This is a genomic window from Micromonospora sp. NPDC049049 (genome assembly GCF_040649115.1).
In the GTDB taxonomy this organism is placed as follows: domain Bacteria; phylum Actinomycetota; class Actinomycetes; order Mycobacteriales; family Micromonosporaceae; genus Micromonospora.
This window is the reverse complement of record NZ_JBEZEX010000022.1, coordinates 109,955-126,735: the sequence shown is the minus strand read 5'-3', so window position 1 is coordinate 126,735 and position 16,781 is coordinate 109,955. Positions and strand designations below refer to the sequence as shown.

General features: G+C 70.3%; 19 protein-coding genes. 13 read left to right on the top strand and 6 right to left on the bottom strand.

Annotation, left to right across the window (positions count from 1 at the left end; genetic code table 11):
- Nucleotides 1-312 precede the first annotated feature (312 nt).
- Nucleotides 313-1,023: a ThuA domain-containing protein gene (locus AB0B68_RS22305; protein WP_357262325.1), complete on the top strand. Its 711-nt coding sequence runs from the start codon at nt 313-315 to the stop codon at nt 1,021-1,023.
- Nucleotides 993-2,111, top strand: a complete 1,119-nt coding sequence (locus AB0B68_RS22300; RefSeq protein WP_357262322.1) for a Gfo/Idh/MocA family oxidoreductase — start codon at nt 993-995, stop codon at nt 2,109-2,111. Before AB0B68_RS22305 ends, AB0B68_RS22300 begins: the two co-directional genes overlap by 31 nt.
- 28 nt (nt 2,112-2,139) lie before the next feature.
- Here the strand turns inward: AB0B68_RS22300 and AB0B68_RS22295 are convergent, their stop codons facing one another.
- Both AB0B68_RS22295 and AB0B68_RS22290 read right to left on the bottom strand, forming a co-directional pair.
- Nucleotides 2,140-3,639, bottom strand: coding sequence for an FAD-dependent monooxygenase (locus AB0B68_RS22295; protein WP_357262319.1), 1,500 nt, complete (start codon nt 3,637-3,639; stop codon nt 2,140-2,142).
- A gap of 121 nt (nt 3,640-3,760) precedes the next feature.
- Nucleotides 3,761-4,381, bottom strand: a complete 621-nt coding sequence (locus AB0B68_RS22290; RefSeq protein ID WP_091399920.1) for a TetR/AcrR family transcriptional regulator — start codon at nt 4,379-4,381, stop codon at nt 3,761-3,763.
- Between the two features lie 132 nt (nt 4,382-4,513).
- On the opposite strand from AB0B68_RS22290, the gene AB0B68_RS22285 reads away from it, so the two are divergent.
- The 11 genes from AB0B68_RS22285 to AB0B68_RS22235 all read left to right on the top strand — a co-directional run bounded on the left by AB0B68_RS22285 (nt 4,514) and on the right by AB0B68_RS22235 (nt 13,480).
- Nucleotides 4,514-4,873: a DNA polymerase ligase N-terminal domain-containing protein gene (locus AB0B68_RS22285; RefSeq protein WP_357208395.1), complete on the top strand. Its 360-nt coding sequence runs from the start codon at nt 4,514-4,516 to the stop codon at nt 4,871-4,873.
- A gap of 57 nt (nt 4,874-4,930) precedes the next feature.
- Nucleotides 4,931-5,665, top strand: a complete 735-nt coding sequence (locus AB0B68_RS22280) for a VOC family protein (protein WP_357208398.1) — start codon at nt 4,931-4,933, stop codon at nt 5,663-5,665.
- Nucleotides 5,666-6,004: 339 nt separating this feature from the next.
- Nucleotides 6,005-6,337, top strand: coding sequence for a TraR/DksA C4-type zinc finger protein (locus AB0B68_RS22275; RefSeq protein ID WP_355006332.1), 333 nt, complete (start codon nt 6,005-6,007; stop codon nt 6,335-6,337).
- A 152-nt stretch (nt 6,338-6,489) separates the two neighbouring features.
- Nucleotides 6,490-7,533: an aromatic ring-hydroxylating dioxygenase subunit alpha gene (locus tag AB0B68_RS22270; protein ID WP_357202723.1), complete on the top strand. Its 1,044-nt coding sequence runs from the start codon at nt 6,490-6,492 to the stop codon at nt 7,531-7,533.
- The gene (locus tag AB0B68_RS22265; RefSeq protein ID WP_357202720.1) at nt 7,530-7,748 is read left to right on the top strand and encodes a hypothetical protein; all 219 of its coding nucleotides are present in this window, start codon (nt 7,530-7,532) and stop codon (nt 7,746-7,748) included. Before AB0B68_RS22270 ends, AB0B68_RS22265 begins: the two co-directional genes overlap by 4 nt.
- A complete protein-coding gene (locus tag AB0B68_RS22260) occupies nt 7,745-8,698 on the top strand; it encodes a PDR/VanB family oxidoreductase (RefSeq protein ID WP_357262316.1) in 954 nt (317 codons plus the stop codon). The genes AB0B68_RS22265 and AB0B68_RS22260 overlap by 4 nt, the downstream gene beginning before the upstream one ends.
- Before the next feature lie 30 nt (nt 8,699-8,728).
- The gene (locus tag AB0B68_RS22255) at nt 8,729-9,478 is read left to right on the top strand and encodes an IclR family transcriptional regulator (RefSeq protein WP_357202714.1); all 750 of its coding nucleotides are present in this window, start codon (nt 8,729-8,731) and stop codon (nt 9,476-9,478) included.
- 112 nt (nt 9,479-9,590) lie between these two features.
- Nucleotides 9,591-10,517, top strand: a complete 927-nt coding sequence (locus tag AB0B68_RS22250; RefSeq protein WP_357202711.1) for an SDR family NAD(P)-dependent oxidoreductase — start codon at nt 9,591-9,593, stop codon at nt 10,515-10,517.
- A 24-nt stretch (nt 10,518-10,541) separates the two neighbouring features.
- The gene (locus tag AB0B68_RS22245; RefSeq protein ID WP_357262313.1) at nt 10,542-11,423 is read left to right on the top strand and encodes an amidohydrolase family protein; all 882 of its coding nucleotides are present in this window, start codon (nt 10,542-10,544) and stop codon (nt 11,421-11,423) included.
- A gap of 17 nt (nt 11,424-11,440) precedes the next feature.
- Nucleotides 11,441-11,893 (top strand): MaoC family dehydratase, encoded by a 453-nt coding sequence (locus AB0B68_RS22240; protein WP_357202705.1) that lies wholly within the window; start codon nt 11,441-11,443, stop codon nt 11,891-11,893.
- Between the two features lie 60 nt (nt 11,894-11,953).
- Entirely contained in the window at nt 11,954-13,480 is a 1,527-nt protein-coding gene (locus tag AB0B68_RS22235; RefSeq protein WP_357202702.1) for a long-chain fatty acid--CoA ligase, read from the top strand.
- On the opposite strand, the gene AB0B68_RS22230 is transcribed toward AB0B68_RS22235, so the two are convergent.
- From AB0B68_RS22230 to AB0B68_RS22215, 4 genes are read right to left on the bottom strand one after another with little or no spacing between them, the layout of a single operon-like run.
- Nucleotides 13,404-14,291, bottom strand: coding sequence for a PaaX family transcriptional regulator C-terminal domain-containing protein (locus AB0B68_RS22230; RefSeq protein WP_357202699.1), 888 nt, complete (start codon nt 14,289-14,291; stop codon nt 13,404-13,406). The genes AB0B68_RS22235 and AB0B68_RS22230 overlap by 77 nt on opposite strands.
- 38 nt (nt 14,292-14,329) lie before the next feature.
- Nucleotides 14,330-15,142, bottom strand: a complete 813-nt coding sequence (locus AB0B68_RS22225) for an ABC transporter ATP-binding protein (RefSeq protein ID WP_357202696.1) — start codon at nt 15,140-15,142, stop codon at nt 14,330-14,332.
- A complete protein-coding gene (locus AB0B68_RS22220) occupies nt 15,135-15,959 on the bottom strand; it encodes an ABC transporter permease (RefSeq protein ID WP_357202694.1) in 825 nt (274 codons plus the stop codon). Before AB0B68_RS22220 ends, AB0B68_RS22225 begins: the two co-directional genes overlap by 8 nt.
- Nucleotides 15,956-16,756 carry an ABC transporter permease gene (locus AB0B68_RS22215; RefSeq protein WP_357202691.1) on the bottom strand — a complete coding sequence of 267 codons (801 nt, stop codon included), beginning with the start codon at nt 16,754-16,756 and terminating at the stop codon, nt 15,956-15,958. The genes AB0B68_RS22220 and AB0B68_RS22215 overlap by 4 nt, the downstream gene beginning before the upstream one ends.
- Nucleotides 16,757-16,781 lie beyond the last annotated feature (25 nt).

Genomic DNA, 16,781 nt, shown 5'->3' with positions numbered 1-16,781 from the left:
CCGGGTCACCGACGCGTCGCTGGTGGTCGGCCCGGCCATCGCCCGGTACGGGTGGGGCCGCGACGACCCCGGCGTCGGCGCGGGCGGCGATCGCTTCGGCCCGTCCGCGCCTCCGCGCCGATCCGGAGCCGGTGTCGCTCGTGGTGCGGGCCAAGCCGACCGGGCAGAGTGGAATCCGGCAGCCGGCGTACGTCGGCTTTGTCGGCGACCACGGGTACGGTTTCGGTGCTCGGCACGTTTGGGCATCGGCGACCCGTCGTCGGGGCGGGGAGCGGCCAGCCCGGTGGCGACGGACCGTGGAAGGGAGCGACGGTGGCGCAGCGGAGAGCACTGGTGGTTCGGGGCGGTTGGGAGGGGCACCAGCCGGTCAAGGCGACGGAGTTGTTCCTCCCCTTCCTCGAACGTAGCGGCTATGCCGTACGGGTCGAGGAGTCGACGGAGGTCTACGCCGACACCGCCGAGATGGCCGAGACCGACCTCGTCGTGCAGTGCATGACGATGTCGCAGATCACCGCGGACCAGGTGGCGGGCCTCAGCGCGGCGGTCATCGCCGGCACGGGCTTCACCGGCTGGCACGGCGGCATCGTCGACTCGTTTCGCGCGTCAGCCGAATACCTGCACCTGGTGGGCGGCCAGTTCGCGACCCATCCGGGCCTTGAGCCGTGTGAGCGTCACGGTGGCCCGGAGGACAACTTCCTGCCGCACACGGTGCGCGTCACCGACCTCGGCCGGGAGCACCCGATCACTGCGGGCATTGAGGACTTCGACCTGGTCACCGAACAGTACTGGGTGCTGCACGATGACCTGATCGACGTACTGGCCGTGACCACCCACCCGACGCAGGCGTGGCATCCGTGGCATCGGCCGGTCACCTCACCGGCCATCTGGACCCGACAGTGGGGTGCCGGGCGCGTCGTCGTGACGACCCCCGGGCACAGCCTCGACGTGCTGGAGCACGCGGATGTCCGTACCGTGATCGAGAGGGGGATGGTGTGGGCGACCCGCACCGCGTCGGCGTCATAGGTCTCGGGGTCATCTCCCGCGCATACCTGGACACTCTCGCGGACCACCCTGAGATCGACATCGTCGCGGTGGCCGACCTCGACGCCTCCCGGTCGGCCGAGGTCGCGGCCACGATTCCTGGAGCCGAGGCGATGAGCGTCGAGCGGCTGCTCGCCCGCCCGGACGTGCAGACCGTGCTCAACCTGACCATCCCCGCAGCCCATGCCGACATCTCGCTGGACACGATCAACGCCGGCAAGAACGTCTATGTGGAGAAGCCGCTCGCCGTGACGTTCCCGGACGGCCGCTCGATCATCGAACGGGCCGCTTCGGCCGGCGTCCGCGTCGGGTGCGCGCCGGACACCGTCCTGGGTACGGGCACGCAGACGGCGCGGGCGGCGATCGACGGCGGGCTCATCGGCCGCCCGATGTCCGCGTCGGCCGTCATGGTCACTCCGGGGCACGAGCGCTGGCATCCCAATCCCGACTTCTACTACGCCCCGGGCGGCGGCCCGATGCTGGACATGGGGCCGTACTACATCTCGGCGCTCATCCATCTGCTCGGGCCGGTCCGGTCGGTGACCGGCGCCGCCAGCCGCCTGCGCGCCGAGCGCGTCATCGGCTCGGGCCCCCGCACCGGGCAGCGGATCCCGGTGGGGGTGGACACCCACCTCACCGGCGTGCTCGAGCACGCCAACGGTGCGCTCTCCACCATCACGACGAGCTTCGACGGCGTCCGGACGACGGCCGTACCGATCGAGGTGCACGGCGAGGCCGGCACGCTCGCCGTGCCCGACCCGAACTACTTCGACGGTGAGGTCCGCCTCTTCGCGCTCGGCGACACCGACTGGCGCGCTCTCGAACCGCAGGCCGGTTACGCCAAGGCTTCCCGGGGCATCGGCCTGATCGACCTGGTCAGGGCCGACGATCAGCGTGCCCCGCGCGCTGACGGCGAGGTCGCACTGCACGTACTCGAAACCATGACCAGCCTGCTCCGGTCGGCGACCGAAGGCCAGCGGATCGAGCTGACGACGACCGCACAGCGGCCCGTGCCGGTTCCGCTCACTCCGCTCGAGGACTGGCAGGCGTACGACGCAAAGACACGTTGAAGAGGGCCAGCCCGAAATGGGTTCGTGGTCATCGTGGAAGGCCGAAGTGGTGGGCGAGCGAGGCGCGCAGCGTGGCGGCGTCCCCGGCGGACCAGGCAATGAAGCAGTCGGGGCGTACGAGCAACGCGGCCGCTGTCGTGCCCTCCAGTGAGCCGGTGACCATGTCGACCCGGTCTCGCCATGGTGCGGCGATCCCGGCGTAGGCACCCGTGGAGTCCAGCAGCAGCGGCCGGGCGGTGCGGGTCAGCTCGGCGAGGCGTGTCGCACCGTGCTCGGTGTGCACGACCACGTCGGGCGCGCAGCGGCCGGCCAGAGGGTCGGCGGGATCGGCGGGGTAGCGGATGTCCGCACCGGACATCAACGCCGCGATGTGCCCGGTCACCTCCGGCTTGCGCAGCAGTTCGGCGAAGAGTTCCCGCAAGCCGCTGATCTCGTCGCCAGGGCCGATGAGCGCCGACTGCGCCTGGGTGGACATGACGACCCGTTCGGCGACGGGGCGACGCTCGCTTTCGTAGGTGTCGAGCAGGCCCTTCGGTGCCCAGCCGCGCACCGTGGCGGCGAGCTTCCAACCCAGGTTGACCGCGTCCTGTAGGCCCAGGTTGAGGCCGGGGCCGCCCATCGCGGGGTGCACGTGCGCGGCGTCGCCGACCAGCAGCACCCGGTCGGCGCGGTAGCGGGCGGCGATGCGGGTGTTGCGGCCGGTCAGGCGCCGCAGCAGGCCGGGGCCGTCAGGCGCGCCGAAAGGGATGTCGGCACCGAGCACCCTGGCGACGCTGGCGCGGAGTTCCGCCAGGCTCATCGGGGTCTCGTCGTTCGTTGGCGGGTCGGGCCACTCCGTCGTGCTCAGGATCGCCGGGCGGCCGGGGAACGGGGCCCAGGCGATCAGGCCACGCGCAGTGCGGGTGTGCTGGAACGGCGGGACGACACCGTAACCGGGGACGCGCAGGCCGCCCGTCTCAGGGTCGAGGGACGACGCAGGCACGGTCACCGTCGCGGTGCGGGAGATCGACCGGTCGTTGGTGACACCGGGGAAGTCGATACCGGCGAGTCGGCGCACCACGCTGCGGCCGCCGTCGGCACCAACGACGAAGCGACTGGTGAGCTTCGTACCGTCGGCGAGGTGGACCTCGACCGCGTCGAGGCGTTGGCGGAGGTCGACGACCTCGTGGCCGCGGCGCAGGTCGACTCCGAGCTCGGCGGCTCGGACGGCGAGACCGGCCTCGAGCTGGGCTTGCGGCACTCCGAGCACGTAGTGCGGGTTCTCCGCGAGCATTGTGAGATCCAGCGGGAACGCGCCGAAGGTGAAGGCCGGTTGAGGGGCCGGCGGGGTGCTCTCACCGCTGAGCCGCGCGTAGAGGCCGCGTCGGTCGAGCAGGCGGACGACCTGTCCCACGAGGCCGTTGGCGCGGGGCTCGCCGGTGGGCGCGGCGTGGCGTTCGAGGACGACGGGGTGCACGCCGGCGAGGGCCAGTTCGCAGGCGAGCATGAGGCCGTTGGGGCCGGCTCCGACGATGGCGACATCGATCATGGTCGTGATCCCTTCGGGGTGTGCGTCATCGCCACGGCAGGCGCGGCACGTGGCCGGCCCGCCGCGGAACGGTGACGCGGCTGGAGGCGTGGGTGAGGTGGTGCTGCGTGAGGGCGGAGCTTCAGCGGGGTGGGGCCGGGAGGCCGGCGGCGACCTGGGTGAAGGCGTCGGTGATGAGGCGTTCGATCGGGGCGGGTGGGTCGGCGCTGTCGAGATAGTGCTGCATGGCGACGACGACGGCGGCGCTGGCGGCGGCCGCGACGAGCCTCGGATACATGTCGGTGGCGAGGTCGGTGCCGGTGCGCTCGGCGACCGCCGCGGCAAGCTCGGCCTCGGCGAGGGCGGTGGCGCGCAGCCGCTCGCCCTGTAGCGCGGGCTCGGCGAGCATGGTGCGTACGCCGGCCACCCACCGGGCGTGGTCGGGGGAGGGCATCGCTTCGACCTCGGGGCCGCGCGTGAACTGATCCAGCGCGGCCTGGGTGAGCGCCACCCAGAGCGGCTCATCGGCGGGACGTTCGCGCAGCGCGGCGGCGGTGCGCAGGCTGCGGTCGAGGTGGCGGGAGGCGATCGCCTCGGCCTTGCTGGAGAAGTAGTTGTTGAAGGTACGCGGGGAGACGCCGGCAGCCTCGGCGATGTCCTCGACGCGGACGTTGTCGTAGCCACGCTCCGCGGTGAGGTGGATCGCAGCCCAACCAAGCGCCGCACGCGTCTCGGCCTTCTTGCGCTCCCGCAGCCCCGTCATGCCGCCACGCTAGCACCAATTGCGTGACACGCAAATATGCGTGCCACGCAAAAATCGGCTGACTGTGGGTTCGGCCGCGTGAGGTGATCGCGTCGACAGGCGGGAGGGCCCGTCTGTGCCGACAATGGGGGAGTGGCACCCGCCTTCGTCCTGCACCACCACCGCAAACCACGACCGCACTTCGACCTGCGGCTTGAGGAAGATGGTGTGCTGCGCTCGTGGGCGGTGCCCCGCGGTCTACCGGACAGCCCCAGCGACAACCGGCTCGCGATCGCCGTGCCCGACCACGACCTCGCTCACCTCACCTACGAGGACGTCGACAAGTCGATCGCCGACATCGGCACGTGGGAGGAGCATGATCGCACCGACCGCCGGATGCTGTTCACGTTGCACGGCCGCACCGGTCGCCGGCGATACGCGCTCATCCGCACCGGCGAGGGGTGGCTGCTCCACCTGACGAAGGAGCAGTTCCCGGACGATCGCGGACGGTAGTGCGGCAGGCGGCTACGACGGTCAGCGAGACGTCGGCACAGGCCCTAGCATCGCGGCATGGCGACGCGGCTTGTGCAGATCAACATGAAGGCTCGGAACGACTCCGCGCTGGGCGGTTTCTGGGCGCAGGCGCTCGGTTGGGAAATCTCCAGTGAGGGACCCGGCGTGACCAACCTCGAACCCGAGGGCTTCGTCTACCCGGACCCGGTCGCTGTCTGTATCGACCTCATCGTCTCGTCTGAGCCCAAGACGGTGAAGAACCGCGTGCACGTGGACCTCGCCACCACCTCGGCGGCCCACCAGGCGCAGGTGGTCGCCCGTCTGACGGAGCTCGGCGCGACCGCAGCCGACGTGGGCCAGGGTGACGTGCCGTGGACGGTCATGGCCGACCCGGAGGGCAACGAGTTCTGCGTGCTGGAGCCCAGGGCGGTCTACCGGGACACGGGACCGATCGCCGCCGTGGTGGTCGACTGCGCCGACCCGCGAGCAATGGCCCGGTTCTGGAGCGAGGCCACGGACTGGACCCTGCACGAGGTGAACGATCAGGGTGCGAGACTGCGCTCCGCCAAGGGCGTCGGCCCCTACCTGGAGTTCGTCCGAACCCCAGACGTGAAGAGGGGGTGGAACCGCGTCCACCTCGACGTCCGTCCGTACCCCGGTGACGACCCGGAGGTCGAGGCGGCCCGGCTGCGGAGTCTCGGCGCGACCCCCATCGAGCTGGGGCAGGACGTCCCGTGGCGGGTGCTCGCCGACCCGGAGGGCAACGAGTTCTGCCTCCTCACCCCGAGCTGACAACCGGTCAACAGTGAGCATCATTGAACGTTGGCATTAGGGCAACGCCACTCTATGGTTGGGGCATGCCGCCGGTGACCTTCCGCTCGCCCGCCGCCACTGACGTGGCGGTGGGCGGTGCTGTGCGTGTGCCGACGGCCACACGCCCCGAGGCCGACATGCGGGTGCCGGTTGTCCGCGCGCCGCACACCGTGTCCGCGCACACACCGTCGTGCCCGATGCGAACCGGCCGAGGCCCACCTGCGGAGTCGTTGCATACCCAGAACGACCGCCAGGGCGAAGCTATCCAAGCTTCGGCCCTTTTTGTTTTTCCCACCCGTTTTCCCTGGAAGGCAGATCATGAGCGTCGATCATCGTCCTACTCTCGACCAGAGTTGGCTGGCTGACCTACGAGCGTCCCTGGCGGACGACTTCGCCACCCAGACGGCTCGGCTGCGGGAGTTGACCGAGCTCAACGCGGACACCGGCGACCCCGGCGAGGCCCACAACCAGGCCGCGCTGCTGGTGGCCACCCGCCAGAACATCGAGCAGATCACCGGTGCGCTGAACCGGATCAGCGACGGCACCTACGGCGCCTGCCAGAGGTGCGGCCGGAGCATCCCGGCCGAGCGGCTCGAAATCCTCCCGCACGCCCGCTTCTGCGTGCCGTGTCAGGAGAAGCAGAGCAGGTGATGTCGGGTGGCTGCCGTGCCGCCGGCACGGCAGCCACACCGTCAGGCGCGAGTGTCGACCTTTCACTCAGTGAAAGCTCTGGTTCCTGAGAGGAGACGCCGCGCGGGACGATCCGGATCCATCGACGTCCGTCTGCGTGGAGGTCCGGTCGCATGGTGTTCGCGCGTAACCAGTGGTATGTGGCGGCCTACGGCAGTGAGGTGGGGCGGAACCTGCTCGCCCGCACGGTGCTCGGTGAGCCGATGGTGCTGTACCGCACCGGTGCCGGGAAGGCGGTGGCGCTCGCCGACCGGTGCGTGCACCGCCGCTTCCCACTGTCGGAGAGCCGGCTCGACGGCGACACCATCGTCTGCGGTTATCACGGCTTCACCTACGACCCGACCGGCGCGTGTGTCTTCGTACCCGGCCAACAGCGCATCCCGCGAACCGCGCGGGTGGTCTCGTTCCCAGTGGTGGAACAGGACTCCTTCATCTGGGTCTGGATCGGCGACCTGGACCGGGCCGACCCGGCCGCGATTCCCCGCGCGCCGTGGCTCGCCGACCCGCGCTACGCGGTGGTGCGGGGCATGGCGCCACTGAACGCGCGGTACGGCCTGCTGGTGGACAACCTCCTGGACCTGTCCCACGAGACCTACCTGCATGGCGGTTACATCGGCACTCCGGAGGTGGCGAACACCCCGATCACCACCGAGGTGGACGAGGACCGGGGGATCGTCTACGTCAGCCGGCACATGGACGACGCCGAGTGCCCGCCGTTCTACGCGCGCTCGACCGGGATCCAGGGCCGGATCACGCGTTGGCAGGACATCGAGTACCACCCGCCCTGCCTCTACCTCCTGCACAGCCGGATCGCGCCGCAGGGTGTCTATCCGCCCGCCGAGGGTGAGGACCGCGAGGCGTTCCACGCCGAGATCGTGTACGCCATCACCCCGTCGACCGAGCACACCACCTACGACTTCTGGGCCGTGGCGCGCGACTTCGCGATCGACGACGAGTCGGTCAGCGAGTACCTGCACCACAGCAACCACACGGTGGTCATGCAGGACGTTACAGCGCTCAACATCCTGGAGCAGGTGATCGCGACCGAGCCGGACCGGTATCAGGAGCTGAGCATCAACATCGACACCGGCGGCCTGGCCGCCCGGCGGCTGCTGGCCCGCATGGTCGGGTCGGGGACGGTGGGAGCGGCGCGGTGAGTTCCCGAGCAGGCACCCACAGCGGGGACCGGGTCTACCGGATCCACTGGGTGCCGGGCACCGACACGCTGCGCGGGATCTGTCACTGTGGGGCCGAGCGCCTCGCCGAGGAGCCGGTCGAGTTGTGGGAGTGGCTGCTCGCCCACCCGCAGGGCCACCAGGGCGTCGCCATGCCGGTGCCCGGGCGGCCGAGACGGCTGGCGATGCGCGAGTGACAGGGGACGTTCTGACCAGTGCGGAGCTGGTGGTTGCCGGCCGGGAAGAGGTGGCCGCCGAGGTCGTGGCCATCTGTCTGCGCCGCGCGGACGGCGGTGACCTGCCCGGGTGGACGCCGGGCGCGCACATCGACCTGGAGTTGAGCGCCGGGCTGGCCCGCCAGTACTCCCTCTGCGGCGACCCGGCGAACCGTTCCGTGCTGCGGATCGCGGTGCGGCGCGAACCCAACGGACGTGGCGGCTCCCGACTGGTGCACGAGCGGCTCACCGTCGGCGCGACCGTCCGGGTGAGCGGACCGCGCAACACCTTCCCGTTGGTCGCGGCGCGGCGCTACCTCTTCGTCGCCGGTGGCATCGGTATCACCCCCATCGCACCGATGGTCGCCGCCGCCGACGCCGCGGGCGCCGACTGGCGGCTGGTGTACGGGGGCCGCAGCCGTGCCAGCATGGCCTTCGCCACCACCCTGCGGGAGAGGTACGGCGACCGGGTCAGCCTGCACCCGCAGGACGAGACCGGGTTGCTCGACCTGGTCGAGTTGCTGGGCCGCCCCGGCACCGGCCTCGTCTACTGCTGCGGCCCCGAAGCGCTGATCAGCGCGGTGGAGGAGCACTGCCGGGGCTGGCCACCCGGCTGCCTGCACGTCGAGCGTTTCACCGCCCTGGGCGGCACCGGGGCGCCGGAGACGACGATCGAGGTCGAACTCGCGCTCTCCGGGCGGACGGTGATCGTCCCGTCGGGCACGCCGATCCTGCAGGCGGTGGAGGAAGCCGGCGTGCCGGTCCTCTCGTCCTGCCGGGAGGGCACCTGCGGCACCTGCGAGACCCCGGTGCTCGACGGCGTGCCGGAGCATCGCGACAGCCTGCTCACCGAGCAGGAGCGGGCCGCCGGGGACACCATGATGATTTGCGTCTCCCGGGCCCGTACGCCCCGACTCGTGCTGGAGCTGTGACCGTCCGGCGCGGGCGGGGATGATGACGGGGTGCGCGCAGAGCCGGGACGGTCGGTGACGAGCAAGGTGCTGGCGCTGCTCGACGCGTTCAGCCCGGCCACCCCGGCGTTGACATTGAGCGAGATGGCCCGCCGCACCGGGCTGCCCCTGCCCACCGTGCACCGGCGGGCCGCGGAACTTCTCGCGTGGGGTGCGCTGGAACGTGGCGACGACGGGCGGTACCGGATCGGTCTGCGGCTGTGGGAGGTGGGCTCGCTCGCCCCGAGGGGCCTGGGGTTGCGGGAGCTGGCCCTACCGGTCATGGAGGACCTGTACGAGGTGACCCACGAAAACGTCCAACTCGCCGTCCGGCAGGACCTCGAACTCGTCTTCATCGAACGGATCGCCGGGCGCCACGCGGTGCCCGTGCTCACCCGGGTGGGGGGTCGTTTCGCGCTGCACGCGACCGGTGTCGGGCTGGTCCTGCTCGCCCACGCGCCCGCCGAGGTTCAGGAGCAGGTGCTGGCCGCGCCGCTGGAGCGGTACACCGACATGACCATCACCAACCCGAGACGGTTGCGTAGCTGCCTCGCGGAGGTGCGCCGGATCGGGTACGCGGTCAGCGACCGCCAGGTCACGATGGACGCCCTCTCGGTGGCCGCACCGATCCGCGTACCGGAGGGTGTGGTGGCGGCGATCTCGCTGGTGGTCGCCCACGACCGGGCGGACCCGGTGGCGTTGGCCCCGCTGGTCCAGGCCGCCGGCCGGGTGGTCTCCCGGGCGCTGAGCAACTCCGTCTGATGTAGACATACTGCAAATCGTTGACGCCCGATCAAAATCTGCATTACGTTGCCCGTGCGCGTGTCACTCCCCACCCTCGTGCGCGGATCGGCATCGACGAAAGCGAGCACCCATGTCACTGGACAGCAAGGTTGCCATCGTCACCGGAGCCGGGCGGGGCCTCGGCCTGGCCTACGCCCAGGAGTTGGCGCGGCGGGGCGCCTCGATAGTGGTCAACGACGTCGACGCCGGAGCTGCCGCCGACGCGGTGGCGGCGATCCAGTCATCCGGCGGTCGGGCCGTCGCGGTGGTGGCACCTGTCGGCCCGACCGAGACCGCCAAGGAACTCGTCAGCACGGCGGTCGAGCACTTCGGACGGCTGGACATCCTCGTCACCAACGCCGGCGTCCTACGCGACACGGTGCTGTGGAAGATGAGCGACGACGACTTCGACACCGTCATCAACGTGCACCTGCGCGGCACGTTCACCACAGTGCGCGAGGCGGTGCAGCACATGCGGCAGGCCGGCGAGGGCGGCCGGATCATCTGCGTCGGGTCACCCACCGGGCAGCGGGGTACCTTCGGTCAGACCAACTACGCGGCCGCCAAGGCGGGCATCGTCGGCATGGTCCGTACCTGGGCGCTCGAGCTCAAGCGGGCCGGCATCACCGCCAACACCGTTGTTCCGGTCGCCGCGACCGCGATGACCGCCACCGTCCCCTACTTCGCCGCTGCAGTACGGGCCGAGGCGAACGGCGAGCCGATGCCCGCGTTCTTCCGACACGGTCTGGGGTTCGGCACGGCGGACGACGCGGCCGGGCTCGTCGCGTTCCTCGGCTCCGACGCGGCGGCCTCGGTGACCGGGCAGGTGATCGGTGTGGGAGGGGACCGCCTCCAGATCTGGACCCATCCGGAGGCGGCGCTGACCGCCCACCGCGAGGGCGGCTGGACGTACGAGGCGCTCGTGGACGCCTGGCCGACGACGTTCGTCGGCGCCGAGCAGAGCGTCGGCGAACGCTTCCCGGACCTCCCCGAGGAGTTCGAGCCCACGACGTCCTGACCCGCCCCGACGAAGGTTGGCCCCATGTACCAGCCCGCGATCGACCTCGACACCGTCACGGCGATCGATATGCACGTGCACATCGAGGTCGACGACCACGGTCACACCTCACTGCCCGAACCGCTCGTGGCGGCGGCGTCGGTGTACTTCAAGACGGACGGCCCACGGCCGGCGGTCGGCGCGGTGGCCCAGTACTACCGCGAGCGGAGCATGGCGGCCGTCGTCTTCACAGTGGACGCGCGTACCCAACTGAAGCACCAGCCACTGTCGAGCGCCGACATCGCCCGTGCGGCGGCAGAGCACGCCGACGTGCTGATCCCGTTCGGGTCGGTCGACCCGCGCACAGGCGAGGCCGCCCTCGACCTCGCCGCTCGACTGATCGAGGAGGAAGGCGTACGAGGCTTCAAGTTCCACCCCACAGTGCAGGGCTTCGACCCCAGCCACGACGAGTACGCGCCGATGTGGGGCCTGCTTGAGCGGGCCGGCGTCCCGGCACTCTTCCACACCGGGCAGACCGGCATCGGCGCCGGCACCCCGGGCGGTTACGGCCTGCGCCTCGGCCTGTCGAATCCGATCCTGCTCGACCCGATCGCGGCCGACTTCCCCGACCTTCAGATCATCATGGCCCACCCGTCGGTGCCCTGGCAGGACGAGGCGTTGTCGGTGGCCACGCACAAGCACAACACCTGGATCGACCTGTCCGGCTGGAGCCCGAAGTACTTCCCGGCCGAGTTGGTGCGCTACGCCAACTCGGTGCTGAAGCGACGGGTGCTCTTCGGCACCGACTACCCCCTGCTCACCCCCGACCGGTGGCTGCGCGACGTGCAAGCGACCGATCTCAAGCCGGACGTGCTCCCGGGCATCCTCAAGGACAACGCGGCCCGCCTGCTGGGCCTTGCCCGGTGACGACGAGAGGAAGCGCCATGACGACGACCATCACCTACGAGCGGCTGGGCGACCTCGCCGGCACCGATCTCGGCCACACCGGGTACCGCACTGTCACCCAGGACCAGGTCGACCTGTTCGCGGACGCGACGGACGACCACCAGTGGATCCACGTCGACCCCGAACGGGCGAGGACCGGGCCGTTCGGCGCGCCGATCGCGCACGGCTTCCTCACCCTCTCCCTGGCCGTTCCGTTCTGGACCGAACTGCTTGAGGTCAAGGGCGTGACCACGAAGGTCAACTACGGCCTCGACAAGGTGCGCTTCCCCGCGCCGGTCGTGGTCGGGGCGCGGGTACGCATGCGGGCCACAGTCGCCGAGGTCGTCGAGGTGCGCGGCGGCTACCAGATCGCGGTCGACCAGACGATCGAGATCGAGGGCGGCGCCAAGCCGGCGGTCGTCGCGCGAGGGCTGTACCGCTTCTACGCCTGAGGCCCGGGGGCATCCGACGAGCCGGGCGAGCACACCACCTCCACCCCCGGGAGCATGATGATGCAGCAGCACGGAATTGGCGCCTGGGTGGCCAAGCGCCGGCTGAAGTCCCCGGACCAGGTCGCGATCATCCACGGCGACCGGCCGCCCATGACGTACGGACAGTTCGCCGACGCCGCGGACCGGATCGCTGCGGTGCTGCGGGAGCGAGGCGTCGGCAGGGGTGACTGCGTCGCCTACCTGGGCGAGAACAGCCCCGAGCTCCTCCTGGTGATGTTCGGGGCGGCGCAGGTCGGGGCCGTCTTCGTGCCGATCAACACCCGGCTCGCCGCACCCGAGATCGTGGCCGTCCTCGCCGACTGCGGCGCGCGGGTGCTGATCCACGACCCGGACTTCGCGGCGCTGGTGGCCTCCGCCGCGCCGACCGCCCGAACCCCGTACGTCATCGTCAACGGTGAGGGCACCGCGGACCGGCACGGGCTTGCCCGCCTGGCGCGGGCCGCCGTCTCCCCGTTCACCGGCCGCGTCGACACCGCCCACGAGGACCCGGCGGCGATCGTCTACACCTCGGGCACGACCGGCCGGGCCAAGGGTGCCGTGCTGACCCACGGCAACCTCACCTGGGTGGCGCTCAACTGTGTGGTCGACTACGACGTCGTCTCCACTGACGTCGCGCTCATGATCTCGCCGCTGTTCCATGTCGCGTCGCTCGGGATGGGTGCCCTGCCCGTCATCCTCAAGGGCGCCACGATGGTGATCGAGAAGGGCTTCGAGCCGGGCCGCGCGCTCGCGCAGATCGAGCGGCACGGGGTGACCATGCTCAGCGGCGTGCCGACCACGTACCAGCTCATGGCCGACCATCCCGCCTGGGCGTCGACCGACCTGTCCACGCTGACGAAGCTCACCTGCGGAGGTTCGGCGGTGCCGGCCCGCATCCTCAACGCGTACGAGGCGCGGGGCCTGTCGTTCTCGCAGGGTTACGGCATGACCGAGGCCGCGCCGGGCGCGACCGCGTTGCCGCCGACGATGACCCGCGTCAAGCAGGGCAGTGTCGGTCTGCCGCACTTCTTCACCGATGTGCGGATCACCGATGCGGCCGGGGCGGTGGTGCCCACCGGCGCTGTCGGTGAGATCGAGGTGGCCGGGCCCAACGTCTTCCCCGGCTATCACGGCCTTGCGGAGGCGACCGCCGAGGCGTTCACGGCCGACGGGTGGTTCCGCTCCGGCGACCTCGGACACCTGGACGCCGACGGCTACCTCTACATCTCCGGCCGACTCAAGGACATGATCATCTCGGGGGGCGAGAACATCTACCCGCTCGAACTCGAGCAGCTGCTCACCGAGGTCGACGGGGTGACCTCGGCGGCGGTCATCGGCGTGCCGGACGAGCGTTGGGGTGAGGTGCCCTGGGCGATCGTGACCGTACGGGAGGGGGCATCGGTGGACACCGCCACCGTCCGGGCGTGCCTGGACGGCAGGATCGCCCGCTACAAGCTCCCGAAGAACGTGGTCATCGTGGATGAGCTGCCGCGGACGGCGTCGGGGAAGGTGCGGAAGGCCGATCTGAGGACCCGATTCGGCTCCTAGCAGCGGGTCGGGCCGCGACGAGTTCGGCGAACTCCGCCGCTGACGCCTCGGCCAGCTTCTCGTGCGTCCGACGGTAGGTTTCCACCGATCTCGTGGCGGGCCATTCGTCGTCCATGAACTCGGCCGGCAGCCTCGGGTCGGTGCGCAGCAGCGCGAGCCAGTCCGCCACCAGCATCGTCCGTACGGTGAGCGCGCTCGGTGCCATCGCCGTCGCGGAGGGGTCGTCCCACACGTCGATGAAGGCCAGGTGGGCGCGCCGGATCGCCTCGATGTCCCACGCGGCGCGTACGCTCTCGCCGATCGGGAACCCGGCGAGTTCGCGGGCGTGAAAGGCGACCACGGTGTTGGGCGCGAGGTCCTGCCGCAGCGGCTCCAACGAGCCGGCGAGGTCTACCTCACCGGGCGCGAGCCAGAGCCCGTCGCGGATCGGCGCGAAGCCCTCCCAGATGAGGGTTGAGCGCAGTCGGTGCCGCAGCATCCGCTGGCCCTCCGGGATCGAGAAGGTGACAAGGGTCCACCCGTTGCCCTGTGGGTCGAACGGCCGCGGCCCGCGAACGCGGTACGTCGCCTCGCGCAACACCGCGACCCCGTGCTCGGTCAGCGAGAACAGCGTCTCCCGGCCGCTCCTGCTGCGGGCGAGGATGCCGCTGTGCACGAGTCGGTCCAGGGTCGCGCGGGTGGCCGGCGCGGCGACGTCGGCGCCCTCCAGCACGTTGATCAGGACGCTCGCCCGGATCGGTCCCGTGTCACCGTCGACGACGTGCTCCCCGAAGAACGCGAGCAACAACTGCTTCGGCTGACGACTACCCACAGCCCTTCCCTTCGGCGAACTCGTTGGTTGGCCGCCAATCACCGCGCGGATCGCGGGGCCACGGCCTGCCCGCGCTTGGCCCGCTGGATCTGGTCGTAGACGTGCGTCCGCAGTTCCGTGAAACGGGGCAGAGCGCGGGTCGTGATCTGATCGCGCTCCGGCGGCAGGTCGATCGCGAGGTCCTCCTGGACCCAGGTCGGCGACGTGGACAATACTAGAACCCGCTGACCGAGATAGACCGACTCGTCGATGTCGTGGGTGACGAAGACAACCGAGATGGTCCGGCTGGCGTGCAGCTCGCGGACCAGGTCCTCCAGGTCGGCCCGGGTCTGCGCGTCCACGGCGGCGAACGGTTCGTCCATGATCAGGACGTCGGGTTGATAGGCGATGGCCCGCGCGATCGCCACGCGCTGTTGCATCCCCCCGGAGAGCTGCCACGGGTGGCTCAGCGCGGCGTGCCCGAGACCCACCGCCTCAAGAGCGTCGACAACCAGTTTGTTTCGGGCATCGCGGTTGAGCCTCTTGTGCCGCAGTGGAAGCTCGACGTTTCCGCGCACCGTCAGCCAGGGGTAGAGGCTCCGACCGTACTCCTGGAACACGACTGCCATGGCCGGGCTGGGCCCGGTCACCGCAGAGCCGTCCATCTCGACCAGGCCGCTGGTGGGCCGCAGCAGGCCGGCGAGGCATTTCAGCAGGGTGGTCTTGCCGCAACCGGACGGCCCGACGATGCAGACGAGCTCACCGGCGTCCATCGTGAAGCTGATGTCCCCGATCGCCTCGACGTTGCCCGTGGTGGACTCGTAGACCTTCCGCAGGTGCTCCACCAGCAGCAGATTGCTCCGATCAGGCACGGTTGACCTCCCTGACTCCGTGGTACCAGCGCAGAACGCGCTGTTCGACGAGACCGAAAGCTACGGCGAGGAGAACGCCGACGAGACCGAGGAGGAGGATGCCGCTCCACATCTCGGCGATCAGGTAGTTGCGCTGGAAGTAGGCGATCCGGTAGCCGAGGCCGGAGGAGGAGGCGAACATCTCGGAGATGACCATCAGGATCAGCGCGACCGAGAGGGCCTGACGAACCCCGGCCATGATCCGTGGGCTGGCAGCTGGGAGTACGAGGAACCAGAGCCGCTCCCACCAGGAGACCTGGAACGACTCCGCAGTCTCCTTCATGACGCTGTCGGTTCCCCGGACACCCTCGATCGTGTTCAACAGGATCGGCCAGACCGCGCCGGAGACGATCACGACCACCTTCATGGTGTCGGTGATTCCGAGCAGGAGCATCACCACCGGAATCAGCACCGGCGGCGGGATGGCCCGGAGGAACTCCAACAGCGGTTCGAGGAGTTCCCGCAGCCAGGGGGTCAGTCCGATGACGGTGCCGGCGCCGGTGCCGAGCACTATCGACGCGGCGACACCGAGGCCGAGGCGGGCGAGGCTCGGCAGCACGTCCTCGACGAAGGCCGGACCGACCCAGGTCTCCCGAAAGGCTCTGGCGATCGTCAACGGGTCGGGGAAGAACCGGTTCGTCGCCCTCGTCGCCGCCAGGCCCCAGACCACCAGCAGCATCGTCGGCAGGCCCAGTGGGTAGAGGATGCTCGCCGCGATCCGGGTTCCGACCGTCCGGCGGCGTGCCGTGGTGGCGATCCGCCCGGGGTACGTGGTCACAGCGCCTCCTCTCCTCGTACGGACTGGTGCCAGGACAGCACCCGACGCTCGATGAACCGGAAGACGATGTTCACCATGAGCCCGAGCAGGCCGGTGACCACGACCAGCGCGTACAGGCCGGCGGCGTCTCCGGCGGACCGGGACAGCTCGATCATGCGCCCGAGACCGGGGTTGCCGATCACCATCTCCGCGGTGATGGCGAGGATGAGCGCGACCGCCGCCGCGAGCCGCAGGCCGGTCATGAGGTACGGCAGGGTGGTCGGCAGGACGAGGTGCGACAGCTGTTCGCGCCGACTCAGACCGAAACTGCGGGCGGTGTCGCGAGCCACCGAGTCGACGTCGGCGACGCCGTAGATGACCTGCACGAACACCTGCCAGAACGACGCGTAGATGATGATGACGAGGGCGGCCTGCCGCTGGATGCCGAACATCAGCACGGCGAGCGGGATGAGGGCGACCGACGGGATCGGGCGGAGGAACTCGACAACCGTGTGGGTCGCGCGCCGCAGGAAGGGCACCAACCCGACGACCGTGCCGAGGACGACGGCGGCGACCGTCGCCACCGTCAGACCGATCGCCCAGGACGTCATGGTGCTGCCCAGCCGCCGCCAGAACGCGAGGTCGACGAGCTGCTCGACAAGCCGCGCCAACACGTCGGTCACGTACGGCAGGTAGAGCGGGTTGATCAGGCCCAGCGTCGGGATCAGCTGCCAGACGACGAGGAACGCGGTCAGGCCGACGACGCCCAGCATCGCTTTGCGTAACGCGCGTAGGCGTCGGGTGGGAAACACGCGCATGTCACTCCCGTCGTCAGGCGGGCGA

Coding starts and splice junctions, on each gene's coding strand:
- AB0B68_RS22295 (WP_357262319.1), bottom strand. CDS start 3,639: ATGATCGATGTCGCCATCGTCGGAGCCGGCCCCAACGGCCTCATGCTC.
- AB0B68_RS22280 (WP_357208398.1), top strand. CDS start 4,931: ATGGCGACGCGGCTTGTGCAGATCAACATGAAGGCTCGGAACGACTCC.
- AB0B68_RS22240 (WP_357202705.1), top strand. CDS start 11,441: ATGACGACGACCATCACCTACGAGCGGCTGGGCGACCTCGCCGGCACC.
- AB0B68_RS22245 (WP_357262313.1), top strand. CDS start 10,542: ATGTACCAGCCCGCGATCGACCTCGACACCGTCACGGCGATCGATATG.
- AB0B68_RS22270 (WP_357202723.1), top strand. CDS start 6,490: ATGGTGTTCGCGCGTAACCAGTGGTATGTGGCGGCCTACGGCAGTGAG.
- AB0B68_RS22250 (WP_357202711.1), top strand. CDS start 9,591: ATGTCACTGGACAGCAAGGTTGCCATCGTCACCGGAGCCGGGCGGGGC.
- AB0B68_RS22235 (WP_357202702.1), top strand. CDS start 11,954: ATGCAGCAGCACGGAATTGGCGCCTGGGTGGCCAAGCGCCGGCTGAAG.
- AB0B68_RS22275 (WP_355006332.1), top strand. CDS start 6,005: ATGAGCGTCGATCATCGTCCTACTCTCGACCAGAGTTGGCTGGCTGAC.
- AB0B68_RS22215 (WP_357202691.1), bottom strand. CDS start 16,756: ATGCGCGTGTTTCCCACCCGACGCCTACGCGCGTTACGCAAAGCGATG.
- AB0B68_RS22290 (WP_091399920.1), bottom strand. CDS start 4,381: ATGACGGGGCTGCGGGAGCGCAAGAAGGCCGAGACGCGTGCGGCGCTT.